We start from the raw sequence: 23,362 nt of genomic DNA on the forward strand, positions 1-23,362 counted from the left end.
ATCACAAAAAAAAGACAAAACGCAATATTAGTGTAGTAGTCACTCCGTATGGAATCCTTTGGGAACAGGAAAAACATATCCCTGCCACCATAACATATGCAGAGAAAAGATTTATTGAAGGCATTGAGGTGGAAACTGGTCAAAGAAAAATGATAATAGGGAACACAGAATATGGTAGAATAGCCATTGTCATTTGTCGTGATTTCCTCGATATGGATTTGAGAGTGGAATTGAAAAATTTTGAACCTCCAATTGATCTGATTTTCAACTTATCATTTACACCAGTCACTGCTGATTTTAAAGCAGCTCATTTCGACGCTCGTCGATCGATTTATGCCTACTGCTTTTTTGCCAATATCGGGGAGTTTGGGGAATCTTCCATCTACACGCCAGAAAAAGAACGCATCGTGCGAACAATCCCTCCAGGAGAAGAAGGGTTGATTTATAAAGACGTAGACTTATTCCAGCTACGTTCAGAGAGAAAAAAATGGGAAAAAAAACGAAAATTTGAGTCAAGGTTTATTCAAAGCACAAGATAGATTATATTTTGCATTTCATAGTCCTTTTTTTCTAACCAATGTTTCTTTAGAACTGCTCTTTAACTCGGGTTTAACGACAACATATATAGGAACATATAGAGCTTCATTCTCATAACCAACGGTAATGTAAAATCAAAGAACAGTCAAGAAACATCAGTATATCCACATTAAACAATAAGTATTTATATCTGAAAATGCATAAAAGCATTATTAAACCAGATTGATTGAGAAAAATGTTTTTAAGGGGATTATCAGCAAGAACAATATTGGGAGTAGGTGGAATTTTCATTTTATTTATTTGGGTGGTTCCTTTACAGTTATGGCCGTTAAATTTGTGGCTAGGTTCAATTGAAAGAATTGAATTCGATACCAATCGTTATAGTAATCATACAGAAGGTATTACACCAATTCTGTATTTGGAGGGACTAACTGTCTTAGAAAAAGCAAGGGAGATAGACTCGGAAGAAAATGAATATATCAATTTATCCTACCAAGGGTATGGGTTGAACCACAATTATAAGGTCTATAATGTTATTGATAATACCACCATTGATTATTATGCTACCCGAGATGAAGGAAAAGGCATGTATCTGGCGTATTCCTGGTCAATTGTGAGCCAAAATTTTTCTGAGACTGTAATCAGTGCAATACTAGAAGATCTACAATTAGTCGATCAATATTTGTATAACAGGTTAGATCGTTATCTTTATGACGATTGGAGATTAGATTACTGGATTACAAATCAAAATATCACTGATATTCACCTTTTATCAGGATGGTTTATCTTTCAAAGACTAGAATATGGGATAATTAGGGGTCCATTGGATGGAGATGGTTTACACTTAACCCAGATTTCAATTATAGACTCTAATATGAATTTGCTTTGGATAGCTAGTTCAATTGCATTTTGGATAGCATAACAAGCCTTAGAAAATATTATGCATAATTAATTTCTGTTTCCGATAATTATTTGAATTGAATTCTTGATTTTGATCTGAAACTAAAAAGAATCAGGAGATTTCTAACTAGAAAGTATCATTTTAAAATCAGAGGAAAAACTTCCTCGTTCTGAAATTGTTAATTTTTACTGGATATTACTCAATCTTTTGATTTTCGTTTTATAGCTACAAGTGTAATTGTCTCTGAAAACTGTTTTAACTCCACATCATTTGGTTTTGAAGAAAGACCTTCGGCTTTAAGCATTGCACCAACCATTCGTGGATGATTTTTCAATCTTACTTGTAAAAACTTCATAATTTCATTAGGGTCTTGAATAGGGGTTGCTTCTCCAACAAAGCGTTGAGATTTTAATTGGACAGTCACTTCAGGATTAATCAAGAGATTTTGGTACCAATCAGCTTTTGGTCCTCTTGCTGAACCCACATAAATGATGCCGTTCAAATCTTCATACTGTAATGGGGTAACACGAGGGTGACCTGATTTTCGTCCTATGGTTGTCAAAAGAAGTACAAACTTGGGTCTCAACCCGATTCGAAAAAAAAATCGTGGTAATTTCATTAAACGCCAAATTGGTTTTGGTAAGTTTTTGAAGTCAACCATTTTATGACCACGTCTTTTACAAGGGTATGAATAAATCTAATTTCGTAGATGATAATCCGCTTTAATATTAAGAATTTCTCTGGGAGTTTAATATGTAAAATTTCTCGTCCAAACCAACAAACGAAACTACAGGATAGTCACATACAAATATATGAATATAATAACTCCAAGGATGAGGAAACAATAATTATCAATTATAAGTAGTTGTCCATCTGAAATATTCCAAATGAAGCTTTTTTTAAATGTTGAACCAGAAAAACTCTGATAATTATAATCAACGAAACTGAAATCAGTGATTAAGTGAGACAACCACGCTAGGGAAAACCCAATAGGCATTAATTGGATAATCTCTTTCTTCTTCAGTTTCTCATTATTCTGAAGTATTATCAGGATTATTAAAATACCTAAAACCCATGTAATCCATAATTCAAAACTATGGGTAATGCTTCTATGTTCTACAATTGATATATCCTGTAATAATAGATCTATATCCGGAAGAATACCCCCTATCATTCCAATACACAACATGGACTTCTGATGAGTTTTTAAAATGAGGGCAAAAGGAAGAGAAAAGAGAAAACCAAGCAATAAATGCGTATAGAAGTACACTTTTTTTTTTCGTCTCCAAATTTTTTTGGATTCTATTTTTTATTCGTGTTTATGTGAGATTGAATATTTCATTTAATATAAAATTAACCACCGATGCAAAAGCCCTTATCCTCAAACCTTTTTTGAAAAAAAGTAAATTCTTTTCAATAACTCTTCGTAAAAGAAAATTCAAGTTTTTTCATTGGATATAAAATTATTTTTATTAATAAATAATAGAATAGCTATCAATTGATGTGCTTAAAAGGTCATTCTATCTTAATTAGATGAGATTATTTTTATCTGGGTAATAATAAAATTGCGTAAATCATTCTGAATTACTGAAAATGGAGCTAGCTTTAACAATTTTATGTCATAAAATTTTCGCTATATTTAGGTTTTTTTTATTCAGGTTAATAAATGTCGATTTCCCAGATAAACCGTATCTAAATATTTTTTAGCGATTTTCAGACAGCTTTCTGCCTGCTTTTTTGTTGTTACGGGGAGATCTGGTAGAAAATGTGCGGGGAAAAACACTAGTAATGAATAGGGGATGGATGAATCATGATTGGCGAGAAATTGGGCGATTTTTTCCACCTCATTAGTATCAATATATCCTGGGATTAAGAGAGTTGTAGCTGAAAGGACTGGTTCCTCCCGTTTATGATAATAAGCCTCAAAACAGCGGCTGAAATTTTCGTAAACTGGTTGATTCGACGTTCCACTGAATATCTGACAAAGGATTGATGAGGGGCTATATTTCAAGTCAAATTTTGCATTTCCTCCGCTGTTTAGCGATAATTTGACAGCATATTGTGCTAGTTTTGGATTTCCTCCACCGTTCCACTCCCAACAAATTCGGATTATTCGATTGGTTTGTTTTGCTAACGCTATAGTTGCCGTACTAGCTTTTATTGACCAAGCTAACTGGGGTTCTGGGGATCCTCCAAACCAACAAACACACGAAATTTTCGGATTTGCGCGTACTTCTTCTATAAATTTTGCTATGGTATATTTTGGAGCTTCCTTGAGATTTTTATGACTTGGATTTTGACATCCTAGGCAATCAAAATTACATCCAAATAAAAAAGCAGCTTGGTTATAGAACCCATATTCTGGACCTGGTATGTAGGAATAGGTTGGATATCCATTTTTGGTTCCTGCTGGACAGAAATAGCTATTGCAACAATTGGTTGGTAGTGCATCCCGATATGTATGGAGCAATGCTTCTTTTCTTGTCCTTATTCGTGGGTTTATTGTTCCCTCATGATTTATATATAGTCCACAAAAGCCTAGTTGAGATTCTTCTAATTTACATTGATTATTGCATTGTTTACAGATAATTCCTGTATGACTTTCTGGAATAGATCCCGGTAAATCATATTTCTTTCGATTTTTTTGTCGTACTTGTGTTGCTATCTTCAGAGCTTGCTCTGGATTTTCTTTTATACATTGAGAGCAAAGATTGAGTATTTTGGCGATTTCTGGAGAGATTTTCCCACATAGCTGACATTCTCCCATAATTATTCCTTGTCCTATTCTCCTATTAATGATTATCTAGTTTTTTAGGGATTTAAAATTCCTTTATCTCTTTACAATGTTTTTGTGATTTATTTTATTTGACTATTTTTTATTAAGAGGGTAGAATAGGATTTTTCTCTTATGAAGTGAAATGCCTAGAGAATTTCTCCGCAAAACTATTTTTTCTGGGTGTACTACCGACTTAATATCAAACTTTTAATATAGATAGAATACAGGGAAAGAATACAATGAGTCATCGTCTTAACTCCCTTGTCGAAAACCTATTTCAATTACAAAATTACTCTTTTCAAAAAGATGTTACTCTTCAACTAGGGTCTCGTGATAGTATAGATCTTTCTTATATTCTTCAACGTTCATCACAAAATGATAACAATCAGCCTGTTGATAAATTAGGAGTCATTATTCCACCAGATAATAACCTCTGTACTCACAAAACAATTCTGCGTGCTCAAGAAGTGCAATCTGATGGAAAATTATCCCGGATGATTGTTGTCGCACAGGATTTCACTCCCTTAGCCAAAGAATTAGCAGAAAATTTCGGTATTATTACATTTAATTATTCAGAGTTGACATTTGTTACAAGTTTGTATGATCTTGGTTCTCAACAGCCTTCCTATGATCCTTAAAATTTCCTTCAATTTCATATAGGGACTTTAGTAATATCTTACAATTATTCTAAAGATAATAATCCATTCTAGAGAGTATTTTGTGTATCCTTTCTAATTAAATTAATTTCTTTTTGATTCTTTCATCAAAAATTTGGGTTATTATAATTCTGATTTCAATATAGTCCTTAGGAAGCTTGATGTATGAATCCGATCCTCAAGATGAAATTAAATCCTTTTCGGCCATTAAAAATTGTTATTTTAGGAGAGGGCGGTGTTGGAAAGACTACACTAGCTCGGACTTTTATCGATAATTCATTTTTTGCAGATGCTAAACAAACCATTGCTGTGTCTTTTCATTCTACTTGTATTCGGTTATATGATTCAGATACTAAGGCTCGTGTACAGATATGGGATTTAGGAGGTCAGGAGCAGTTTAAAAATATGGGAGTTTTTCAAGAATATTGTCGTGGAGCTGATGGGGCATTATTATGCTTTGATTTAACAGATCTTGGTTCTCTTTACGCTTTACCATTATGGATTGAATTTCTTAAACCTGATGTTCCAAGGTATCTTATTGCTACAAAACTTGATATTGCGACCCCAGAAGAGCAAAAATTTGATTTAACAGCTTTTCAACAACAATTTCAGACCCAGCTTGCCTTCAAATGTACTGCTAAAGATACCCGGTCTATTATTAGAATTTTTACAACAATTTTAGAATCAATTAAGCAAATTCAGAATAATATTGAATCTAATTCTTTTTCTGAGCATTCCAAACAACCTAGATGGACAGAAATTATTCCTAAATTAGTTCTGGATTAGAAAAGAAGTATTAAATTTGTCTAGATTCATATCCTTTTTTTATGTCGTAAAATAGTGAATTGACGACAATAATTAGTCAAAGTTAGAATTAAGAAGTGGAGATTGAGGATAGAAAAATAGATTTCATCTTGTTGGAAAGCAAATCCAGATTTTTACTTCTAACTTAGGGTGCTAATAAAGATTAGCCAGAGATGGGAAATTGAGTAAATGTATGATATAATCTTTTAATCTCGTGATATTCTATGGCCGAGACACAGCAATTAATTAGAGATTTTATTCAGAGTATTGAATCACATCCTAATGGAACACAGATGATTGAAGTAATTGATAAAATCTTGGCAACAGATTATGTAAACATTGATCCTGTTCTTTTAAGATCTTTACATCAATATATTGGGGATAATCTAGATTTTTTAATAGAATTTTGTTTTCTCCGAGCTGCTATTCTAAATGAAGAGAGGAGGAGAAAACAAGCGTTTCAAGTTTTCTTAGAAGCCATTTCATATGGAGTAAATGACCTAAAAGTATGGTATCGTGTTATAGAAATATATTTAAGAGAAGGAAAACTTCTTCATGCCTTTTTCTTTCTGCAAGAAGCAAAAATTAAACATATAAATGTTTCTGATGATATTTTGGAAATTAGTACTTTGCTAGAAAACCAACTGAAATTACCAATCGGATTTCCCGATTCTAAGCAACCAAATAATCATCATGAGCAGTTTCAACACCCTAATGAGGATATTTCCTCAAATATCAAAAAGGAGGAAATAAAAACATCTTCCAAAATTTTTAATATTTCAGATAACATTAGAGATTTGTGGGAGACCGCAATCGGGTTCTATAAAGATGGATGTAGTATTAATAAGAGTTCACATCTTTCCCCATTTATTCATTATGCCCACTCTATGATTAAAGATATTTTAGAATTAGGTGGGTCATTTAATGATGAATTGGAGCAGAAAGTTATTAAATATGGATTATTTGAATTTCAATCATTTTTTATCAAATTAAATGATCTTCGAAATCGTGTTATTCATCAGAATTATTTATTAACTGTTGATGAAGCCAAAGAGATTTTTGAGCAACTTCATAAATTTCTAGAAACCTATACAGACTTTTAAATTCATTTTGCTTTCCCAATTTTAAAATCATCAACAAAATGATAAACTCCAGCTGCCACAGTTTTTATTACTAATCGTTGTATTGATATAATCTTAAAATAGGGATAATAGTTGTAAATGGTGTTTTCAAATAATTGCTGTTGCTTTAGATTGTTCTTTTTCCCACATAACCCATGAGCATGTATAATTCCACCTTTTTTTATTTTAAGGGCTTTTAATGCCGCATGAACCTGTTTTTGATCTATTCCAAAATAACCCATTAGGATACGATCAGCAAAATTAGTAAAGATTATCTCTCTATTGTCCCCGAAATATATTTCATAATTTCGTGTGATTTTATTGATCTCTATATTCTTTTTTAGGAACATAAATGCATATGGATTGATTTCAATTGCTTTTATTTTAACTGTTGGATTCTTGACTGAAATAGGTATTGACAAATTCCCTACACAGGCAAACATATCCAATATATTTTCGTTTGGTGAACATATTTGAGTTAGTCGTAACCTTTCATTGTGGTTACCACTACTAAATGTTAGCTTGAAGGCATCAATCCAAAATTTAACTCCAAGCTCCTTGTGGAGTGTTATTGGATATTTTTTTCCTGCAATATATTCAAAATTAGGTGTTCGAATTGCAGTGTTAGTTACTCCGACTTTCTGAGCAATTGTATTAAGTTCTGGTAAATGATCTAAATAAGTTGATCCAATTAATTTCTTCCAAGGCTGAAGGTTTTCTGGAAGTTCTAGTATTCCAATTTTCCCTACCCTTTTCCAGTGATTTGGGAGTTCAGAGATTAATCCACTAGGTATTACACTTGATTCCTCAAGTTGAAGTTTGATTTTTCTGAAAGGAGATCGTTTCTTTCGTTTACTCAATATTTTCTAAAACCTAGGTCATTAGCTATTTCACGAATACATCTACGACAGATGTTTAATCCATATTTTCGGATAATAGCTCTATGTGTTCCACATCTACGGCATTTTCGTGTACCTTTTCCAAATTTTTTTTGTGAATCTGCTAATTTATGCATTTTATTCTACTCCTAGATTAAATTCATGTTTGAAAAACGTTATCCCTTCTTCTTTGGAGATCTTATGCCGCGTGGAAATTTTAGAAGGACGTAATCGTCTTCTTTTATTATGAAAACCTGGACGTTCTAAAACAACGGTCGTATCAAATCCCATTACACCAATTTTTGGATCGTATTTGATATCAGGTAATTTGAGATGTTCGTCTATACCAAAAGCAAGATTTCCAAAAACATCAAAATTTTTAACTGAAACTGAATCATGGACTGCCCAAAAGGCTTTTTTCAAGAATTCTGTAGCTTTTTCTCCTCTAAGAGTTGTAAAAACAGCAATTGGTTCATGTTTTCGGATATTAAACCCTCTTACCGATTCTTTTGCCTTTCCCTCCGTCGGAACTTGATTTGTCAATCTTTCACATAGTTCACGAGCTTTTTCAAGTTGTGGACCAGACGCACCTACCGCAAAATTTACACTCACTTTTAATATTCGTGGTTTTCGCATGGGATGCTGTTCCCAGTCTTTGATAAACGCTTTTTCAGTTTCTGTGAGATCAACGGGTTTTCGTTCTTCTTCTACGAATCTACTTTTACGGCTCATTCTGATCATCCTTTTCCACTATTTGGGGAATTTCTATTACTGCTTTTTCTTTCCCAATGATAAAGATGTGATTATCTGTCGTTTTAATTTCCCCTTCATCCGTTTCTAGCATAACTGTTCTTACTTTTCTGCCAATTTGCGTTTCTATTTCATGAATTTTTCCATATAGTCCCAGATTATGTCCTCCTATTATTAAACCAATATTATTTTCAGCGAATGGGAAATGAGCTTCTATTTCTTTGGTTTCAAGATTGAAAAGAACTGAATCTTTTGGTGAAAGATCATTAATCGGGATTTTATTATCATTTTCAGGATTTAGAAGAAGATTTCGTCCATCATGAAAGACGAGTTGGATTAAATTTCCTTTAACAATGGTTTTTTTGTGTATCTGGAGGAGTTTTAAATTTGATTCAGCTTTTGATATTGGATTCAAGTATAAACGTCTTTTTCCTCTATATGGAGTTATACGATATAATTCTCCTGTCTTTGTTATCTCTAAAATATCCATTGGACCTAAAGCGAATTTGTAACTTGATCTGATTATACCATCAACTTTGATATAATCCTTTGTTAGAATTTTCTTTACTTCAGATAATGTTTTAGCATAACCCAACATCTCTCGTAGAGCAATTCCTAAGGGAATAGCAATTTCAGATTTAGTTCTACTTGGATGGGGGCTTATGGTAAATGTACCATGTTTACGTTCTATAGGATAAGTTATCGCTGCACTTAATCTCTTCCTGTGCCTTGATGTTCCTTTACTTCCCATTTGTTTCATTTCCTCTCGTGATCATTCTTCCTCAATGGGTAATTCAGTAATGTCTTCTTCTTCAATTTCTAATTCGGTTTTCGCTCTTCGTTCAAGTATTGCCTTACGAGACTGGTCTACTTTGCCAAATCGACGGATAATTGCTTTAGAAGTATGAATTGGGTACATAATTTTTGATTTGTCAGCTTTTTCTCGGGCAATTCCATCAATAGATAATCGTTGCTTTTTATAATCAACAGAAAGAACTTTACCTTCTGTGCCGATGAAGTCTCCTGCTATTACATAAACCGTATCTCCAGACCTCACTGGCATACGACTAACATTATATTTCTTTTGTAAATCTTTTGATAAACGAACCGAGATTAATTTGTGACGTTTAAAGTTATTTGCTTGAAAAATTCTTTTCCTTTGTTTTGAAGGCCTTTTTGTTTTATTTTTTAATCCCAAGTTTATCACCCATCATTATGAAATTACTCGAGCTGCACTTGCTATCCTAGGCCAAGAGTCTGCTGCCTCTTTTGCTACTGCACCTCTTATTTCACTTCCACGTGGTTCACCTTGCTCATTGGTAACACATACAGCATTATCTTCAAAATAAACCCAGCTACCATCGGATCGTTTATATGGCTTTTTTTGCCTAATAATGACAGCATGAACAATTTGACGTCTTAATTTTGGACTTCCTTTTTTAACAGAACAAATAATCATATCACCTACTTTTGCAGCAGGCTGACGACGAAGGCGAGTTTTATGACCTTTTACACTTATAACCGAAATGATTCGTGCTCCTGAATTATCAGCTACTGGAATGACTGCTCCAGTTGGTAAAGCACGGGTAATTCGGCGAGAAATAGTTTTAAGCTGACGTCGTTTCTTCATACTCCTATTCACCTTTTTCTATTTTCTCGATAACTACAAATGATACTGTTTTAGCTAATGGTCGACATTCCCCTATTCGAACTCGATCTCCCTCTTTAGCATCGATGCAAGGAGGATTATGAGCGTGTATACGTGTGGTTGATCTACCATAGCGCTTGTACTTTCTGATTAATTCTAGGTGTGATTGTTGTACAGTTACTGTTTTATTCATTCGATCGGAAACAACATCTGATTCAAAAATTCTGCCCCTTACGGATAATGTACCGTGAAAAGGACAATTAGGGTCATCACATGTCCTTTTTGGTATGGGGGCAATTCCAATACTACGAGAATATTTTCTTTTTACCATTTACGTTTCATCCTATGTTTAATACGATCTTCATGCCGACCTTTCAGATATTTTCCATCTATTTTATATTTCTGTTCATTAATCATTATTATGAGTGAGGAATTTTCTTTTGGGATTATTTTGACACCGTTATTGCTTAGGATTTTCAATGTATTTCTAGTTTCATCAATTATTTGCCCAGTAAATTCTTTTCCTGAATAGATAATTGTACAATTTAAACCTATTAATCGTATTTTCAGTAAATTTTTCTCTGTGTTCAAAGGAAAGCTATTATTCATTAGATTCTTCCTGTTCAATCGTATATATCCGAGCAATTGTTCGCTTAAGTTCTCGAACTCGTCCAGCTGACTCAACTGATCCAGTTTTTGCTTTTCCTTGGAGGTTAAGTAATTCTGTTTTAAGTTCAGTCAACTTCTTTTTTCTTTCGCTAGAGACCATTTTGCGTATTTGAGATACTCGGAGTATAGCCATTTCTTTATTCCTCTTCTTCTAAATCATCTTTGGATAATAATTCCTCATCAAACGTTTCAGCTTTTTCAACATTATCTGTAGCTGAAATTTCTTTCGTAGGCTTCAGTTTTTCTTCGAAACGTCTCATTTCTTCATCAGACTCTTCCTCAAATTCTTCTTCTTCTACTTCTTCTTCAATCTCATCATCAAAAACATTTTCGATAAGTGTAGCATCATCTGGAAGAATAGCATCTGGATGCATGATCTTAACATGGACACCGATTACTCCCTGTTTAAGTGTAACTTCGAGAACGGTATCATCTACATATTTTGCTGCAGGTTCTCCACATTTTGCTACAAACCCTTCACGAAAAACTTCTGCGCGAGCTCTTTGTGATGTCAATTTTCCTTTAATTGAGATTTCACATCCTCGTGCGTCTGCAGACATAATTCGTCGGATAAGAGCATAGCCAGCTCTGCGAAAATGAAATCCTTTTTGAATTTGTGTGATTAATCTTCCAGCCATAACTCGTGAATTAAGTCGAGGATTATCTAAATCTTTAATTTCTAATTGAGGTGTTTCTAAACCGTAAAACTGTTCTAAAGTATCAGTTATCTTTCTTACGTTTCGTCCACGTCTTCCAATAACCATACCCAATCGGACAGCGTGGATGATTACTCGATGCCCCATGGGTGTTTTATGAATTTCTATTTTACCTTGACCAGCAAGCTTAAGTTCGTCATTAAGATATTCTGTAACTTGAACATATTGTAAATTCTCATTTATGAAGTGTTTCTGAGCAGCCATATGTTTATTCCTCGGTGACTACCACTTCGACATGAGTAAGTGTTTGATTACTTGGTGATGAACGACCATGTGCTCTTGGTGTATAGCCACGTAATTTTCTACCTCGTTGTGCAGCCATATGGGTAATTCGAAGTCGGCTTATCTCAAGCCCTTTAAATGATGAATTCTGTTCTGCATTTTCTAGTACTTTTAAAATTTCACGAGCAGCTTTTTGAGGATAACGTCCAATGGGCCAAGTTGTTAAATCATTTCTATGTGGAAGTTTTTTTCGATAACGCTTGAATGGAACGCTTCGTACACCTTTAATAACCTGTTCTAAGTATTCTTGGGCTGTTTCTAGATATTTACCTTTTAGAGTATGACATATTTCTCTTGCATGTTTAGGTGAAATACGCATATTCCTTCCTGTAGCTATCGCTGTTCGATCAGCATCTAACCCAAATACTGAAATCTTATAATTTGGCACTTTATAAACGTCCATTTATGGTTATGTGTAGTTAGGGTTGTTAATAATAATTCTATTACCATTCTTATTGGGTACAGACTTATTTCAAGCATTTAAGGTTACCAATTAATCGTTATAAAAATCATCTCCCCCCTCTCTTTCCATTTATAATAGGTGCTATTAACCTTTCCTTACAAGTTAATAATGTTAGGGTGAAATCCTTTCCTAACGCAGTCTAAAAATTGATATAGGACCTCAGGAAATCATGAAGAATAAACAATCTCTGGATTCAGGACAAACCACTAGTCTCTTAAATAATTGACTCTGAAATAAAGCAATTTATTTATTAAGACAAATGATTCTAGGTATTGGATTAAAGCATTAAACAGCCATGAGTTAAGATTTATGCCCTCGAACACCTAGAATTTTAGAATATAAAATTTAAAAAGGTTGTCAGTTTCTGCATTATTTGCCATAAGACTCATGGTTATATAACTAATTCAAAACTAAAAACAAAATAATAGTTCTTTCTAAAACTCTACACACAATTAAGCAGAAAGTGATAATTAATGTCATCTCGACGTGGATTTACATATAGAGGCTTTTCATTAGAAGAGCTAGGTCAAAAATCGATGGATGAATTCATCTCTTTACTCCCTTCACGCCAAAGACGATCTTTGACTAGAGGGATGAATACAGAACATATCAAATTAATGGAAAAAATTATTGAATCGAAAGAGTCTAAAAAGCCTGTTAGAACCCATTGTAGAGATTTTATTATTTTACCAGAAATTATTGGTGCTCTTGTTCATGTATATAATGGAAGAGAGTTTATTCGAGTAAATATCCTTCCTGAAATGTTGGGTCACTATTTGGGTGAATATGCACCCACTTGTAAACAAGTAAAGCATTCAGCACCAGGCATAGGTGCCACACGATCCTCTCAATTTGTGCCTCTGAAATAAAATCAAAATTTTCAACTTTTTTTAATGAATTCTTTTTTTCTGAGTTTAATAGTTTAAGATAAAGGGAAAGATATACAGTATAACATATATATTCTTGTATGATCTGAAACTATTAATTGATGAAAGAAAAAACCTTGTAGTTATACAAGAGGTATTAATATGACATCAAAAACAATGAAGGAATTTGGATTAGAATTCATTAATGAGATGGCGAAAGATAGAGAAGTAGCTCAACAAGAGATTGGAGTAATTATTTCAGGTACTAAAAGCTCTTTTTTAGCCCAAGGCACTCAACATTTTACATATCAGGATCTAGATGCAATAGTCAAAATTATTAGAACAGAAACCTCACGAATAGTCGATAGTGAGCTCACAAAGCTTACAATAAAATCATTAGGGAGAATTCGGGAATTCATTCAAGGTGAAACAATGATACTTCAAAATATGGTTTCTCCTGAAGTAGAGGCACAATTAAAAGAAGCATTGAATGAACTAGAGGAGTTTAAGAACCAAATTCATACAAAAAATGCTCAAATTAGTCAATTGGAAGATGAAAGAAATAATCTTCAGAAAATAAATGCAGAATTTCAGGATGACCTAAATAAACAGAAAATGGAAGTAAAGCGTGTTATTATTGAGAATCAAAGCCTTAAAGAGCAAGGGGAGTTGAATCATAAAAGATTGGATGAAATAATGTCAGAGTTAAGAGCAAAATCCTCAATTATTGAGAATTTAAAAGAGCAGGAAAAAATTCAGCAGAAGGACATTGATAAAGCTCTAGCTGATTTTGCTGAAACTTATCAATCTCATGAAGATTATTATCAAAAAAAGATGGAAGAAGGAATCCAACAACGCTTAAAAATTATTAGAAAAGAATATGATTTAGAATTAGAAGAAACGCGGGAACAATTAAAGAATGAGGTTAAACGTCACGAAGAAGCTGTTAAACAACATAAAATAACTATGTCTCGTCTTGAAGAAGAACTAACATTGGCTGGATCAACTCAATTAAAGCTCCAAGAAAAATTGGCTAAAATCTATAATGAACGAACTGAAAGAAATATTCTGATTGATTACACTCAGCGGTTACTTTCTACTCATCCGTTATTCGCCTCCATTTTAATTCTAATAAATTTAGGAGGATCACTTGATTTACCGACATTGGCAATGTCAGTAGGTGCTCATCCATTAAAGTTGAGACAAATGTTAGAAGATTTAGTGACTAAAGGATTAATTACGATGTCATCAGAAGACCCACCAATCGTTACTGCTGTAATGGGGGTATAATTTTACAATACTAAAATTAATAAGCTAACGCTCCTATTGTATCAATAGCAAAATCTGTAGGACAATTATAAGGTAGCATCACAACAGGTAGGTTAATGTTCTTCTGATATAATTGTAAATAACGATTTCTAACCTCTTCAGGTTTTCCAATAATAGCTATTTGTTCAAGCATAGAATCAGATACTTGTTGTGCTGCTAATTCTCGGTTTCCCTCTTTCCAAGCAGTCATAATTTTATCTGCTTCTTTAGAAAATCCTAATCTTTTCATAAAATTATTGTAAAAAGTACCCATTCCCCCTACATAATAGGCAAGATGTTTTTTAACAAGATTTTTAGCTCTATTGGATTGGGATGCACACGTAATAACAAAAGGTGATATAACTAAATCTTGAGGTATGTTTGATTTTCGTTTCTTTTTACCTTGTGCTAAAATGCTAAACAATGTGGAAATTTCGGATAAAGGTACCCAAATGGGGAACCAACCATCTGCAAGTTCACCTGCTAACTCGATATTTTTTGGACCTAGGGCTGCCAAAAAAATCTGGATCTCTAGAGGTGTCTTGAAGTTTTTTAAACGAAAATTTTTGAGTTTAAAAATTTCTCCCGAATAATTTACTTGCTCTCCAGAGAAAATCAAGCGAAGAATTTCAAGATATTCTCGTGACCTTTGAAGGGGAGATGGCTGATAATAAGATAAACCATGCCAATTTTTTACTACAATGGGACCACTAAGTCCTAATCCTAAAATGAATCTTCCTTCAGAGATTTCATAAATACTTGCAGCAGTTTGTGCAAGTGTTGCTGGTGTTCGAGAAAAGAGGTTTACAATTCCTGTACCAAAGATTAAATCTGATGAATGTTTAACCATACTAGTAATTTGGGTGAAAGCGTCATGACCCCATAATTCAGGAACAAATACATGAGTAAAAGAGGAATTTTCAAGAATAGGAAGGAGATCATGACAAAAAGAGGGTTTTAGATAATCATAACTTAGAACAATGCCTAATGTATTCTTGGAAGTCATTTATTTCACGGTTGGAAAATTTTATTTAATCTTCTGCCTTAATTTCTTATCATGCAATTGTACAGCTTATTTTAAGCTGGAGGACCGGTGCGGGGAATCGAACCCCGACATGAGGGGCCACAACCCTCGAGACTACCATTATCCTACACCGGCCATGGTGCTAAAAATGAAAACGGGGTATTATAGATCATTTTTCCAATAATTATTAGCATTTAATAAAGTTTAATCGAATAATAAAATTGTTTTCACTCCATTAAATTAATGAAAAATTCACAGAAAACATTTGAGAGTAATTAAATAGTGAATAAAATGTCTTATAATCGACCATTATGGGAAAACTACACCCTATTAGGGTGTGATAAAAGATATTTTTATCTATAGAGGTGGATTAATTGTGAGTCAAAGAGATCTAGGAATGATCCATGTGATTTCAGGGGATGGAAAAGGAAAAACCACCTCAGCACTTGGATTAGCTCTTCGAGCTGCAGGTCATGGATATCAGATATTAATCATTCAATTTATGAAGAAAGGTTGGGATTATGGTGAATTACATTCACTTCAACATATTCCGAACATTTCTATTATCCAATTTGGGACCCCCGAGTTTGTGAATAAAAAAAATCCACGGAAAATTGATTATGATGAAGCTAAGGCTGGTTTAGAAAAAGCAAGGGAATCATTTAAAGAAAAAAAGTGGAATTTTCTAATATTGGATGAGATTAATGTTGCCCTTGATTTTAATTTACTTTCTATTGAAGAAGTGGTTGATTTAATTAGACAAAAACCTAAAAATCTTGAGATAATATTGACAGGTCGAGGTGCACCAGAAGCCTTAATTGATCTTGCTGATTATTTTTCAGAGGTTCAGGAGCATAAGCACCCTTATCAGAGGAAAATTTTAGCTAGAAAAGGTGTGGAATTTTGACATCCAAATCTCAGAATAAAGAATTATCGAATAATAAAGAAGATCCCTTACAACTAGAAGAATTAAGAAAAAAACGAACTATTTGGGAAAAATCTTATGATTCCTTACTTAAAAAACAACCTGAACGTCTTAATAGATTTATGACGGTCTCAAGTGAGTTGATTGATAAAATTTATGATCCTACGGATCTTCCAGATGATTGGAAATATCTTCGCGATTTAAATTATCCTGGTGAATACCCTTTTACACGTGGAGTTCAAAAAACTATGTATCGGGGGCGTCTTTGGACTATGCGCCAATTTGCAGGATTTGGAACCGCTGAAGAGACAAATGCAAGATTTAAATTTTTATTAGCGAATGGAATGACAGGATTAAGTGTTGCTTTCCATCTTCCAACCTTATACGGAAGGGAATCGTCTCATCCGATGTCACTGGGAGAAGTCGGAAAATTAGGGGTAGCTATTGATACTTTAAAGGATATGGAAATCCTGTTTGAAGGAATTCCTTTAGATAAGGTAACTACATCCATGACAATTAATGCACCTGCTGCAATTCTATTGGCAATGTATATCGCTGTAGCTGAAAAGCAGGGGATAACTTCTGAAAAACTAGGGGGAACAATCCAAAATGATATATTAAAGGAATTTATTGCTCAAAAATCCTACATCTTTCCACCCAAGCCATCAATGCGTATAATTATGGATATAATGGAATATTGCTCTAAAAAAGTACCTCGTTGGAATACAATTTCAATATCTGGTTATCATATTCGAGAGGCTGGTTCAACTGCTATTCAAGAACTTGCTTTTACATTAGCTGATGGCATGGAATATGTTCGTTGGGCAATAAAGGCTGGAATGGACATAGATGATTTTGCTCCGCGACTTTCTTTCTTTTTCAATGCTCATAACGATTTCTTTGAGGAAATAGCCAAATATCGTGCAGCACGTCGAATCTGGAGTAAATTTATCAGTCAGTATAATCCCAAAAAATCCCGATCAAAATGGCTTCGTTTTCATACTCAAACCGCTGGTTGTTCGTTGACTGCACAACAACCAAGCAATAATATTGTTAGAACAACCGTACAAGCTTTAGCTGCTATCCTTGGAGGTACGCAATCATTACATACTAATTCATTGGATGAAGCTCTTGCCCTTCCGAGTGAAGAAGCAGTCCAAATAGCATTACGAACACAACAAATCATTGCTCATGAAAGTGGTGTAACAAATACAATAGATCCGCTAGGTGGAAGTTATTTCATAGAATGTTTGACAAACAGAATGGAAGCTGAGGCTAATGAGTACTTTAAAAAGATTGAACAATTAGGAGGAGTAATTCCAGCCATTGAAAAGGGATTCTTTCAGCAGGAAATTTCTAATGCATCTTATCAATATCAAAAAGAGATTGAAGAGAACCAAAGAATTATTGTAGGAGTGAATGAATTTACCTCTGGAGAAAAAATTTCAGTTCCTCTTTTAAAAATTGGAGAAGAAGTTGCTAATCATCAAATCGCACGTTTACTTAAAACGAAAAAAGAAAGAGATAATGAAAAGGTTAAAAAGGCTCTTTTAAAAATTAAAACAGCTGCTGAAGGTACAGAAAACTTAATGCCTGCTATATTAGAAGCTGTAAAAGCTTATGCTTCAATTGGTGAAATTTGTGACGTTTTACGTGATGTGTTTGGTGAATGGGCTGGAGATACTTTGATTTGAATTCACAATAGTGGTGAAGAAAATGAAAAGAAAAATACGAGTATTATTAGCTAAACCTGGGCTAGATGGGCATGATCGTGGAGTTAAAGTTGTTGCTAGGGCATTGAGGGATGCTGGGATGGAAGTTATTTATACTGGGTTACATAAAAGCCCTGAGCAGATCGTTGAATCAGCTTTACAAGAAGATGTTGATGTAATCGGCTTATCCAGCTTAAGTGGATCCCATATGGCATTGTTTCCGAAAGTAATTGAATTATTAAATAAAAACGAAATGTTTGAAGACACTTTAATTGTTGTAGGTGGAATTATCCCCGATTCAGACATTCCTAAATTAAATGAAATTGGAATTCAAGGAATATTTGGGCCAGGAGCAGATACGAATGAAATCGTCAAATTTATACAAGCGAATTTAAAACGTTCTATTTAGGATAAAACTAATATAGACATAATACAAGAAGTGATGTGAAGATATGACAACATATTTATGTCAAAAATGTCATCAGGAAATAGATCCTGGTGAGTTGGAAACTTTACCAGGAATAAGATGTATTGTTTGCGGACATCGAATTTTATTAAAGAAAAGGCCTCCAATTATTAAACGTTTAAAGACTAGTTAATTGGTTTCACAAAAAGAGTAAAATGGGAGATAAAAACCACATTTTGTTGTACTTCTTCAGAGATTTTTTTTCATAAAGCTCATTTATTATCAATAGGTTTATATTTTCTATTTCGGTCTAAGATATTTGCTGACAAAATAAAGAATAAATCAAATTTTGAGGTTTTTTAAGAAAAATGGGTCAGAAAACTTGTAAAGTTTGCGGATTACCAGAAGAATTATGTGCTTGTTCAGATATAGCAAGGGAGGAACAGACCTCAATTCGTGTTTTCATCGAAAAACGGAAATGGGGACGTGAAGTAACAGTAATTGCAGGTTTATCAAAAGATATCGATCTTAGGAGCCTTTCTAAGCGTTTAAAGAAAAGCCTTGCCACAGGTGGGACTACGAAAGACGGTCGAATTGAGTTACAAGGGAATTTTTTAAGATTAGTTGCTCCAATTCTAATCGATGAGGGTTTCCCTGAGAACTCAATTGAACTACGTGATTAATTCCTTACTTTATTTAAGCTTCATTGAATTCTCTGGTTATTCAATAGATTTTTAATCATAGATTAGCTTTCACTTGGGAAAAATTTCTGAAATGTAAATCAAAGCTTGTAACTAAGGTTTATGATTATTAATAGTTTCAAAAAAGGAAATATAACTAATCAGATTTCCTTTTCAATAAAAATTATATGATTTTTTTAGATAATAAGGATTTAATTGTTCACTAAATGATTCTTCTTACAATGTAATAATTTCTAGAAGATTATTAATCTCTTTTTGAGGAGTTTCTGATGAATAGACATATCGACCAACGATAACAATATCTGCTCCTTGTTGAATTGCTTTAAGAGCTGTCTCCTGATTTATGCCTCCAGCAACTGCGATTTTAGCTTGATTAATTCTCTTGATCCGTAAGATATCATTCCAGTTGACATTGTTTTGACGTTTTTCCTTTCCTAATTCTTCATCTATCCCTCTGTGTATTACAACGACTTTTAAAAACGATTTAATACTATCAACTAATCGTAGAAAAGAAGTTTGTGAGGTACCTAAGGAATCTATCCACATATCGAGACCAAACTCTTCACATGCCTTCCCAAATTCTAAAATAGTCTCTTTAGGAGCTAATCCTGAAACCACACATCCATTTGCACCAGCGATTGATGCGAGTTCCACTTCTAATCTACCTACATCTAGCGTTTTCAAATCAGCTACAACATAATTTATTGGAAAATATTTTCTAAAAAGAGGTAATAGATGTGTTAATCCTTCATTTTTAATCAGAGGAGTTCCCAACTCTAAAATTAATCTATCGTGATATTGTATCCTTTTTAATAACTGTTCCACAGCCTCGAAATTGGGAATATCAAATGCAATTTGTAAGAATTTCTTGTCAGTTAATTGAGTCATTACTATAACACCCTAAGATTCAGATCTGGAGCTAATCCTGAGGTGTTTCAATTGCTTCCACGAATCTGCTTCCAGTAATAACCTGATCAATTGAATGAATCGATCCATGTAGATCTTTAATTGTCTTGGAAATTAAGTGATAATCCATATTTCTTCCCTCAAGAACCACTTTAAGATTTTCTGTCTTTGCATCTACTTCCACTAAGGTACAGTTAACAGCAGCTACGCCTACTATCTGTTCCAATGCAATTGCAAAAGAAACGATCGAAGGATCATGTAATTTCAATACATCAAGTACAAGCCGACGTACTCCACCAGCTGACTTTTTTTGATCAGACGCATTTGAATTTTCAGTCAATTTTTTAATACACCGCATTTTATCTTATTTTTCAAGTAAACAACCTTGATATCCACTGAATCAGCAGATTTTTTAAATATTAGGAGATTATAAATATTAAATGGTGTGTAATCAATGTCTGATCTCAATCGTTTTTTTTCGGGTAAAAAATCCTCAGAGGCTGAATCTAAGCCAAAATCAAACAAGACTAAACCTATTCTTATAGATCGAAGAAAGAAGGCAAAATCATTAACAGACCTGAGTAAAGCTCAAATTATAGAATTATTAAAGCCTTTGATGGTGGAGATACCTGGATTTGCTGCTAATCTTGCATGGACTAGGCAAAAAATTTTACCAAATAATCCTGATATTTATGCTGAAGAATTAGCAAGTGAGTTATCTATTCCAGTCCTCCAAGCTTATCTCATACTTGATCAACTTGCTTCTGATTTGGATTAATCTTCCATTTCGAACATCATTTTAGCAATATCCTGATAAGAATTAATCTTATTTAAAGCATCACTACAATTGTTTATGAGAGGTGTATTTTGAAGTTCTGTTGCTCTTTCCCGTGCAATTTCAAGTTTCTTTTTTGCTTCAGTAAAATGATCCATCGCTTCTGGAATCATATCATCATATTCCTTGACTGCTTGACAATAAAGTTGCATTGCTTCAAAATAAATAATTTGGGGTTCAAAATTCTCTTTTAATTCTTCAACAGGTAATTTTTGAACAACCTGCTGTAGAATTTGAGCAGCATTTGAAAATTGTAGTGCTGCTTGTTCATTATTATCATGAATCATTAGATTTTTTCCCGCTGCTTCATAATAAGAGGATAATTGAATTTGTTCTTGTAGTTCAAATTCAAAATTTGAATGAATTCTCCTCAAAGACCGGTAATACTGAGCAGATTTATGATAATTGTTTTTAGCCTCTACAAATCTTTCTGATTCAGAATTATGTACACCCAGTACAAATAAAGTTTCAGCTTGGTCTTCAATATGGGAAATAGTAAGTTGAGTAATAAAATTAGATATTTCTCCTATAAGATCTCCAAGATATGGTTGACCAAGGAAAATTGCTTTCTTAAAATTTCTAATAGCTTGATATAGTTCTTTTTTATTTTTGGTATTAACTCCACGAAGATATAGGAGTTTACCTGTAGTCCTGAATATGTTTCCAAGTGTGTCAAAATAATGATCATAATCTGAATTTTCTTGTTCTACTTTTAATTCTTGAGAGTAACGGTTCACTGTTTCAACGTATAAAACATCAGCTTGTACAATATCATTTTCATTAAAGGCGGATGCTGCTCGTGTCTCTTGTACTCTTGCATCTAACCTTGAAATAAGACGATTTATATGATTTAACCATCGTGAGTAAAGGTCAGGAAACTCTGATTGTGTTTCAGAGATAGAAGATTTGAGCTTAAGATAGGAGGTTTGAGCTTTATCATACCTACCACTTAGAAACATGAATTCAGCATTATTGAAGTTTCGAATATGCTGTAAAATTCGAGTAAAAAAATTCTGATTTGGAACAGTTTTTTCCACAAGTATTTCTCCCAGCTGGTCACACTCAGAAACCACCTTAACAGTATCTTCGGTAGTTAAAGGATATTTTTGTGCTAATAATCCTTCAATTTTTGGTTCTAAGTTGATATTTATCATTATAAAAGCTCCGATAAATTTAATTTCGAACAGGGAGTTGAGAATTATGTATTTATTTAAAGAACTATTTTCAAAATTTGAGTGTTTAAAGGGTTCATTTCATTTTGGGATAAAAAACATTTTCATATAATTACTAGAGCAACGTATTTTAGTCAAAAGGTGAATTCTATGACAGAATGGAGCTCTGAAGAAGGAATTACGGTAGAAGAAAAAGTTTATTATTACAGAAAAGCTGGAAAAATCGCGTATGAAGTTTTACATACAGTAAAAGACATGATAAAACCTGGAGTACCAGTGATTAATATTTGTGAAGCTGCTGAAAAACTAATCATGGAAAAGGGAGCTGATGGATATGGTTTTCCGACTAATGTTTCAATAAATAATTTAGCAGCACATTTTTCAAGCCCATTCGGAGATGAAAGCGTGATTCCAAGAGAAGGTGTAGTGAAGTTTGATATTGGTGTTCACGTAAATGGGTTTATTGCAGATACAGCAATTACGCTAGTTCTATCACCAGAGCTGAGTGAACTTCAGAAAGCAGCAGAAGAGGGTTATAAGGCAGGGATGGAAATAGTACAGGTAGGAACATTACCCTCTGTCCTTGGAAAAAGAATTGAAGAAACCATAACAAGTTATGGTTTTCGTCCCATCAAGGAATTAACTGGACATCAGCTTGGAAGATATGAACTACATGGTGAAAAACGATTACCAAGTGTGAGTATTCCATATGATCCTGTTGAATCTACTCTGAAAGAAGGTGAAGCTTTCGCTTTAGAAACTTTTGCTACTACTGGATCAGGAAGCATCCATGAAGTATCAGGAACAAAATATATCTATATGCTCTTACCTAAAAGAATTGCTATTAGAAATCCTATTTCCAGGAAAATTTATTCAACAATCTATTTAAAGTATAAAATCCTTCCATTCGCGGAAAGATGGTTAACCTCTTACGATGAATTTAATCAATCTAGGGTTCGATTTACCCTTCGACAGTTACTAACTGGAGGAGGTGCAGTAGCTTACCCTCCATTAGCTGACGAAAAAGGAAGTTACGTAGCTCAACACGAAAATACGTTTATAATAACAGAAGAAGGAGAAGTAATTGTATCAACACAACCTCCATTTGATTTTGAGATTCCCGAGAGTCTAGTTGGGAAAAAGAGTAATGAAGATATAAATTAGGATTTAAACCTTTGAAATCCGATTTTCTTGATTTTTCTAAATGATGAGAAATCCTAGTGAATTTAATTTTATTAATTAAGTTCAATAACTAATTAATACTTAGAATTTGTATTAATTTTATTAGTTTCTAGAAATAGCATAT

The 23,362-nt window shown here is 33.5% G+C and carries 32 protein-coding genes and 1 tRNA gene; 14 read left to right on the forward strand and 19 right to left on the reverse strand.

The window, feature by feature from the left end:
* Both ACWVCY_RS00005 and ACWVCY_RS00010 read left to right on the forward strand, forming a co-directional pair.
* Positions 1-539: hypothetical protein (locus ACWVCY_RS00005; RefSeq protein ID WP_455139175.1), on the forward strand; the 539-nt coding region annotated here is incomplete at its 5' end.
* Positions 540-772: 233 nt separating this feature from the next.
* Positions 773-1,459, forward strand: coding sequence for a hypothetical protein (locus tag ACWVCY_RS00010; protein ID WP_455139177.1), 687 nt, complete (start codon positions 773-775; stop codon positions 1,457-1,459).
* A gap of 178 nt (positions 1,460-1,637) precedes the next feature.
* On the opposite strand, the gene ACWVCY_RS00015 is transcribed toward ACWVCY_RS00010, so the two are convergent.
* From ACWVCY_RS00015 to ACWVCY_RS00025, 3 genes are all read right to left on the reverse strand, one after another.
* Positions 1,638-2,099, reverse strand: a complete 462-nt coding sequence (locus ACWVCY_RS00015) for a nitroreductase family deazaflavin-dependent oxidoreductase (protein ID WP_455139179.1) — start codon at positions 2,097-2,099, stop codon at positions 1,638-1,640.
* A gap of 126 nt (positions 2,100-2,225) precedes the next feature.
* Entirely contained in the window at positions 2,226-2,708 is a 483-nt protein-coding gene (locus ACWVCY_RS00020) for a metal-dependent hydrolase (protein WP_455139181.1), read from the reverse strand.
* A 384-nt stretch (positions 2,709-3,092) separates the two neighbouring features.
* On the reverse strand, positions 3,093-4,205 hold the full coding sequence (locus ACWVCY_RS00025; protein WP_455139183.1) for a radical SAM protein: 1,113 nt from the start codon (positions 4,203-4,205) through the stop codon (positions 3,093-3,095).
* A 248-nt stretch (positions 4,206-4,453) separates the two neighbouring features.
* Between ACWVCY_RS00025 and ACWVCY_RS00030 the strand changes: the two genes are divergently transcribed.
* The 3 genes from ACWVCY_RS00030 to ACWVCY_RS00040 all read left to right on the forward strand — a co-directional run bounded on the left by ACWVCY_RS00030 (position 4,454) and on the right by ACWVCY_RS00040 (position 6,777).
* Positions 4,454-4,852 carry a hypothetical protein gene (locus ACWVCY_RS00030; protein ID WP_455139185.1) on the forward strand — a complete coding sequence of 133 codons (399 nt, stop codon included), beginning with the start codon at positions 4,454-4,456 and terminating at the stop codon, positions 4,850-4,852.
* Positions 4,853-5,035: 183 nt separating this feature from the next.
* Entirely contained in the window at positions 5,036-5,656 is a 621-nt protein-coding gene (locus ACWVCY_RS00035; protein ID WP_455139187.1) for a Rab family GTPase, read from the forward strand.
* 242 nt (positions 5,657-5,898) lie between these two features.
* A complete protein-coding gene (locus tag ACWVCY_RS00040) occupies positions 5,899-6,777 on the forward strand; it encodes a hypothetical protein (protein WP_455139189.1) in 879 nt (292 codons plus the stop codon).
* Between the two features lie 2 nt (positions 6,778-6,779).
* Here ACWVCY_RS00040 and ACWVCY_RS00045 read toward each other — a convergent pair whose 3' ends face one another.
* Genes ACWVCY_RS00045 through ACWVCY_RS00095 form a run of 11 tightly spaced genes read right to left on the reverse strand, consistent with a single transcriptional unit; the run spans position 6,780 to position 12,126 of the window.
* On the reverse strand, positions 6,780-7,655 hold the full coding sequence (locus ACWVCY_RS00045) for a class I SAM-dependent methyltransferase (RefSeq protein WP_455139191.1): 876 nt from the start codon (positions 7,653-7,655) through the stop codon (positions 6,780-6,782).
* On the reverse strand, positions 7,652-7,810 hold the full coding sequence (locus ACWVCY_RS00050) for a 30S ribosomal protein S14 (RefSeq protein WP_455139193.1): 159 nt from the start codon (positions 7,808-7,810) through the stop codon (positions 7,652-7,654). The genes ACWVCY_RS00045 and ACWVCY_RS00050 overlap by 4 nt, the downstream gene beginning before the upstream one ends.
* Before the next feature lies 1 nt (position 7,811).
* Positions 7,812-8,405, reverse strand: a complete 594-nt coding sequence (locus ACWVCY_RS00055) for a 50S ribosomal protein L5 (RefSeq protein WP_455139195.1) — start codon at positions 8,403-8,405, stop codon at positions 7,812-7,814.
* Positions 8,395-9,174, reverse strand: a complete 780-nt coding sequence (locus ACWVCY_RS00060; protein ID WP_455139197.1) for a 30S ribosomal protein S4e — start codon at positions 9,172-9,174, stop codon at positions 8,395-8,397. Before ACWVCY_RS00060 ends, ACWVCY_RS00055 begins: the two co-directional genes overlap by 11 nt.
* Before the next feature lie 21 nt (positions 9,175-9,195).
* Entirely contained in the window at positions 9,196-9,621 is a 426-nt protein-coding gene (gene rplX, locus ACWVCY_RS00065) for a 50S ribosomal protein L24 (RefSeq protein WP_455139199.1), read from the reverse strand.
* A gap of 15 nt (positions 9,622-9,636) precedes the next feature.
* A complete protein-coding gene (locus ACWVCY_RS00070) occupies positions 9,637-10,053 on the reverse strand; it encodes a 50S ribosomal protein L14 (RefSeq protein ID WP_455139201.1) in 417 nt (138 codons plus the stop codon).
* A 4-nt stretch (positions 10,054-10,057) separates the two neighbouring features.
* Entirely contained in the window at positions 10,058-10,402 is a 345-nt protein-coding gene (locus tag ACWVCY_RS00075) for a 30S ribosomal protein S17 (protein ID WP_455139203.1), read from the reverse strand.
* Positions 10,396-10,680, reverse strand: coding sequence for a ribonuclease P protein subunit (locus ACWVCY_RS00080; RefSeq protein ID WP_455139205.1), 285 nt, complete (start codon positions 10,678-10,680; stop codon positions 10,396-10,398). Before ACWVCY_RS00080 ends, ACWVCY_RS00075 begins: the two co-directional genes overlap by 7 nt.
* Positions 10,673-10,873, reverse strand: a complete 201-nt coding sequence (gene rpmC, locus ACWVCY_RS00085) for a 50S ribosomal protein L29 (protein ID WP_455139207.1) — start codon at positions 10,871-10,873, stop codon at positions 10,673-10,675. Before rpmC ends, ACWVCY_RS00080 begins: the two co-directional genes overlap by 8 nt.
* A 4-nt stretch (positions 10,874-10,877) precedes the next feature.
* Positions 10,878-11,660 carry a 30S ribosomal protein S3 gene (locus tag ACWVCY_RS00090; protein ID WP_455139209.1) on the reverse strand — a complete coding sequence of 261 codons (783 nt, stop codon included), beginning with the start codon at positions 11,658-11,660 and terminating at the stop codon, positions 10,878-10,880.
* 4 nt (positions 11,661-11,664) lie between these two features.
* On the reverse strand, positions 11,665-12,126 hold the full coding sequence (locus ACWVCY_RS00095) for a 50S ribosomal protein L22 (RefSeq protein ID WP_455139211.1): 462 nt from the start codon (positions 12,124-12,126) through the stop codon (positions 11,665-11,667).
* 548 nt (positions 12,127-12,674) lie between these two features.
* On the opposite strand from ACWVCY_RS00095, the gene ACWVCY_RS00100 reads away from it, so the two are divergent.
* Together ACWVCY_RS00100 and ACWVCY_RS00105 are read left to right on the forward strand one after the other, a co-directional pair.
* On the forward strand, positions 12,675-13,070 hold the full coding sequence (locus ACWVCY_RS00100) for a 30S ribosomal protein S19 (RefSeq protein ID WP_455139213.1): 396 nt from the start codon (positions 12,675-12,677) through the stop codon (positions 13,068-13,070).
* A 159-nt stretch (positions 13,071-13,229) separates the two neighbouring features.
* Positions 13,230-14,357 (forward strand): hypothetical protein, encoded by a 1,128-nt coding sequence (locus ACWVCY_RS00105; RefSeq protein WP_455139215.1) that lies wholly within the window; start codon positions 13,230-13,232, stop codon positions 14,355-14,357.
* 16 nt (positions 14,358-14,373) lie between these two features.
* Here the strand turns inward: ACWVCY_RS00105 and ACWVCY_RS00110 are convergent, their stop codons facing one another.
* Entirely contained in the window at positions 14,374-15,381 is a 1,008-nt protein-coding gene (locus tag ACWVCY_RS00110) for an LLM class flavin-dependent oxidoreductase (RefSeq protein WP_455139217.1), read from the reverse strand.
* An 82-nt stretch (positions 15,382-15,463) separates the two neighbouring features.
* A tRNA-His gene (locus ACWVCY_RS00115) sits at positions 15,464-15,534 on the reverse strand.
* 241 nt (positions 15,535-15,775) lie between these two features.
* Here ACWVCY_RS00115 and cobO point away from each other — a divergent pair.
* From cobO to yciH, 5 genes are all read left to right on the forward strand, one after another.
* On the forward strand, positions 15,776-16,306 hold the full coding sequence (gene cobO / locus ACWVCY_RS00120; protein ID WP_455139219.1) for a cob(I)yrinic acid a,c-diamide adenosyltransferase: 531 nt from the start codon (positions 15,776-15,778) through the stop codon (positions 16,304-16,306).
* Positions 16,303-18,018 (forward strand): acyl-CoA mutase large subunit family protein, encoded by a 1,716-nt coding sequence (locus ACWVCY_RS00125; protein WP_455139221.1) that lies wholly within the window; start codon positions 16,303-16,305, stop codon positions 18,016-18,018. The genes cobO and ACWVCY_RS00125 overlap by 4 nt, the downstream gene beginning before the upstream one ends.
* Positions 18,019-18,040: 22 nt before the next feature.
* A complete protein-coding gene (locus tag ACWVCY_RS00130) occupies positions 18,041-18,445 on the forward strand; it encodes a cobalamin B12-binding domain-containing protein (RefSeq protein WP_455139223.1) in 405 nt (134 codons plus the stop codon).
* A 43-nt stretch (positions 18,446-18,488) separates the two neighbouring features.
* Positions 18,489-18,635, forward strand: a complete 147-nt coding sequence (locus ACWVCY_RS00135; protein ID WP_455139225.1) for a DNA-directed RNA polymerase subunit P — start codon at positions 18,489-18,491, stop codon at positions 18,633-18,635.
* Positions 18,636-18,810: 175 nt separating this feature from the next.
* Positions 18,811-19,125, forward strand: a complete 315-nt coding sequence (gene yciH / locus ACWVCY_RS00140; protein ID WP_455139227.1) for a stress response translation initiation inhibitor YciH — start codon at positions 18,811-18,813, stop codon at positions 19,123-19,125.
* Positions 19,126-19,359: 234 nt separating this feature from the next.
* Here the strand turns inward: yciH and ACWVCY_RS00145 are convergent, their stop codons facing one another.
* Entirely contained in the window at positions 19,360-20,031 is a 672-nt protein-coding gene (locus ACWVCY_RS00145) for an orotidine 5'-phosphate decarboxylase / HUMPS family protein (RefSeq protein ID WP_455139229.1), read from the reverse strand.
* A 31-nt stretch (positions 20,032-20,062) separates the two neighbouring features.
* The gene (locus ACWVCY_RS00150; protein ID WP_455139231.1) at positions 20,063-20,389 is read right to left on the reverse strand and encodes a DUF211 domain-containing protein; all 327 of its coding nucleotides are present in this window, start codon (positions 20,387-20,389) and stop codon (positions 20,063-20,065) included.
* Positions 20,390-20,503: 114 nt separating this feature from the next.
* Between ACWVCY_RS00150 and ACWVCY_RS00155 the strand changes: the two genes are divergently transcribed.
* Positions 20,504-20,827 carry a hypothetical protein gene (locus tag ACWVCY_RS00155; protein ID WP_455139233.1) on the forward strand — a complete coding sequence of 108 codons (324 nt, stop codon included), beginning with the start codon at positions 20,504-20,506 and terminating at the stop codon, positions 20,825-20,827.
* Here ACWVCY_RS00155 and ACWVCY_RS00160 read toward each other — a convergent pair.
* Positions 20,824-22,038, reverse strand: a complete 1,215-nt coding sequence (locus tag ACWVCY_RS00160; RefSeq protein WP_455139235.1) for a hypothetical protein — start codon at positions 22,036-22,038, stop codon at positions 20,824-20,826. The genes ACWVCY_RS00155 and ACWVCY_RS00160 overlap by 4 nt on opposite strands.
* 168 nt (positions 22,039-22,206) lie before the next feature.
* On the opposite strand from ACWVCY_RS00160, the gene map reads away from it, so the two are divergent.
* Positions 22,207-23,220 carry a type II methionyl aminopeptidase gene (gene map / locus ACWVCY_RS00165; RefSeq protein ID WP_455139237.1) on the forward strand — a complete coding sequence of 338 codons (1,014 nt, stop codon included), beginning with the start codon at positions 22,207-22,209 and terminating at the stop codon, positions 23,218-23,220.
* Positions 23,221-23,362 lie beyond the last annotated feature (142 nt).

This window comes from Candidatus Hodarchaeum mangrovi, from assembly GCF_975850365.1.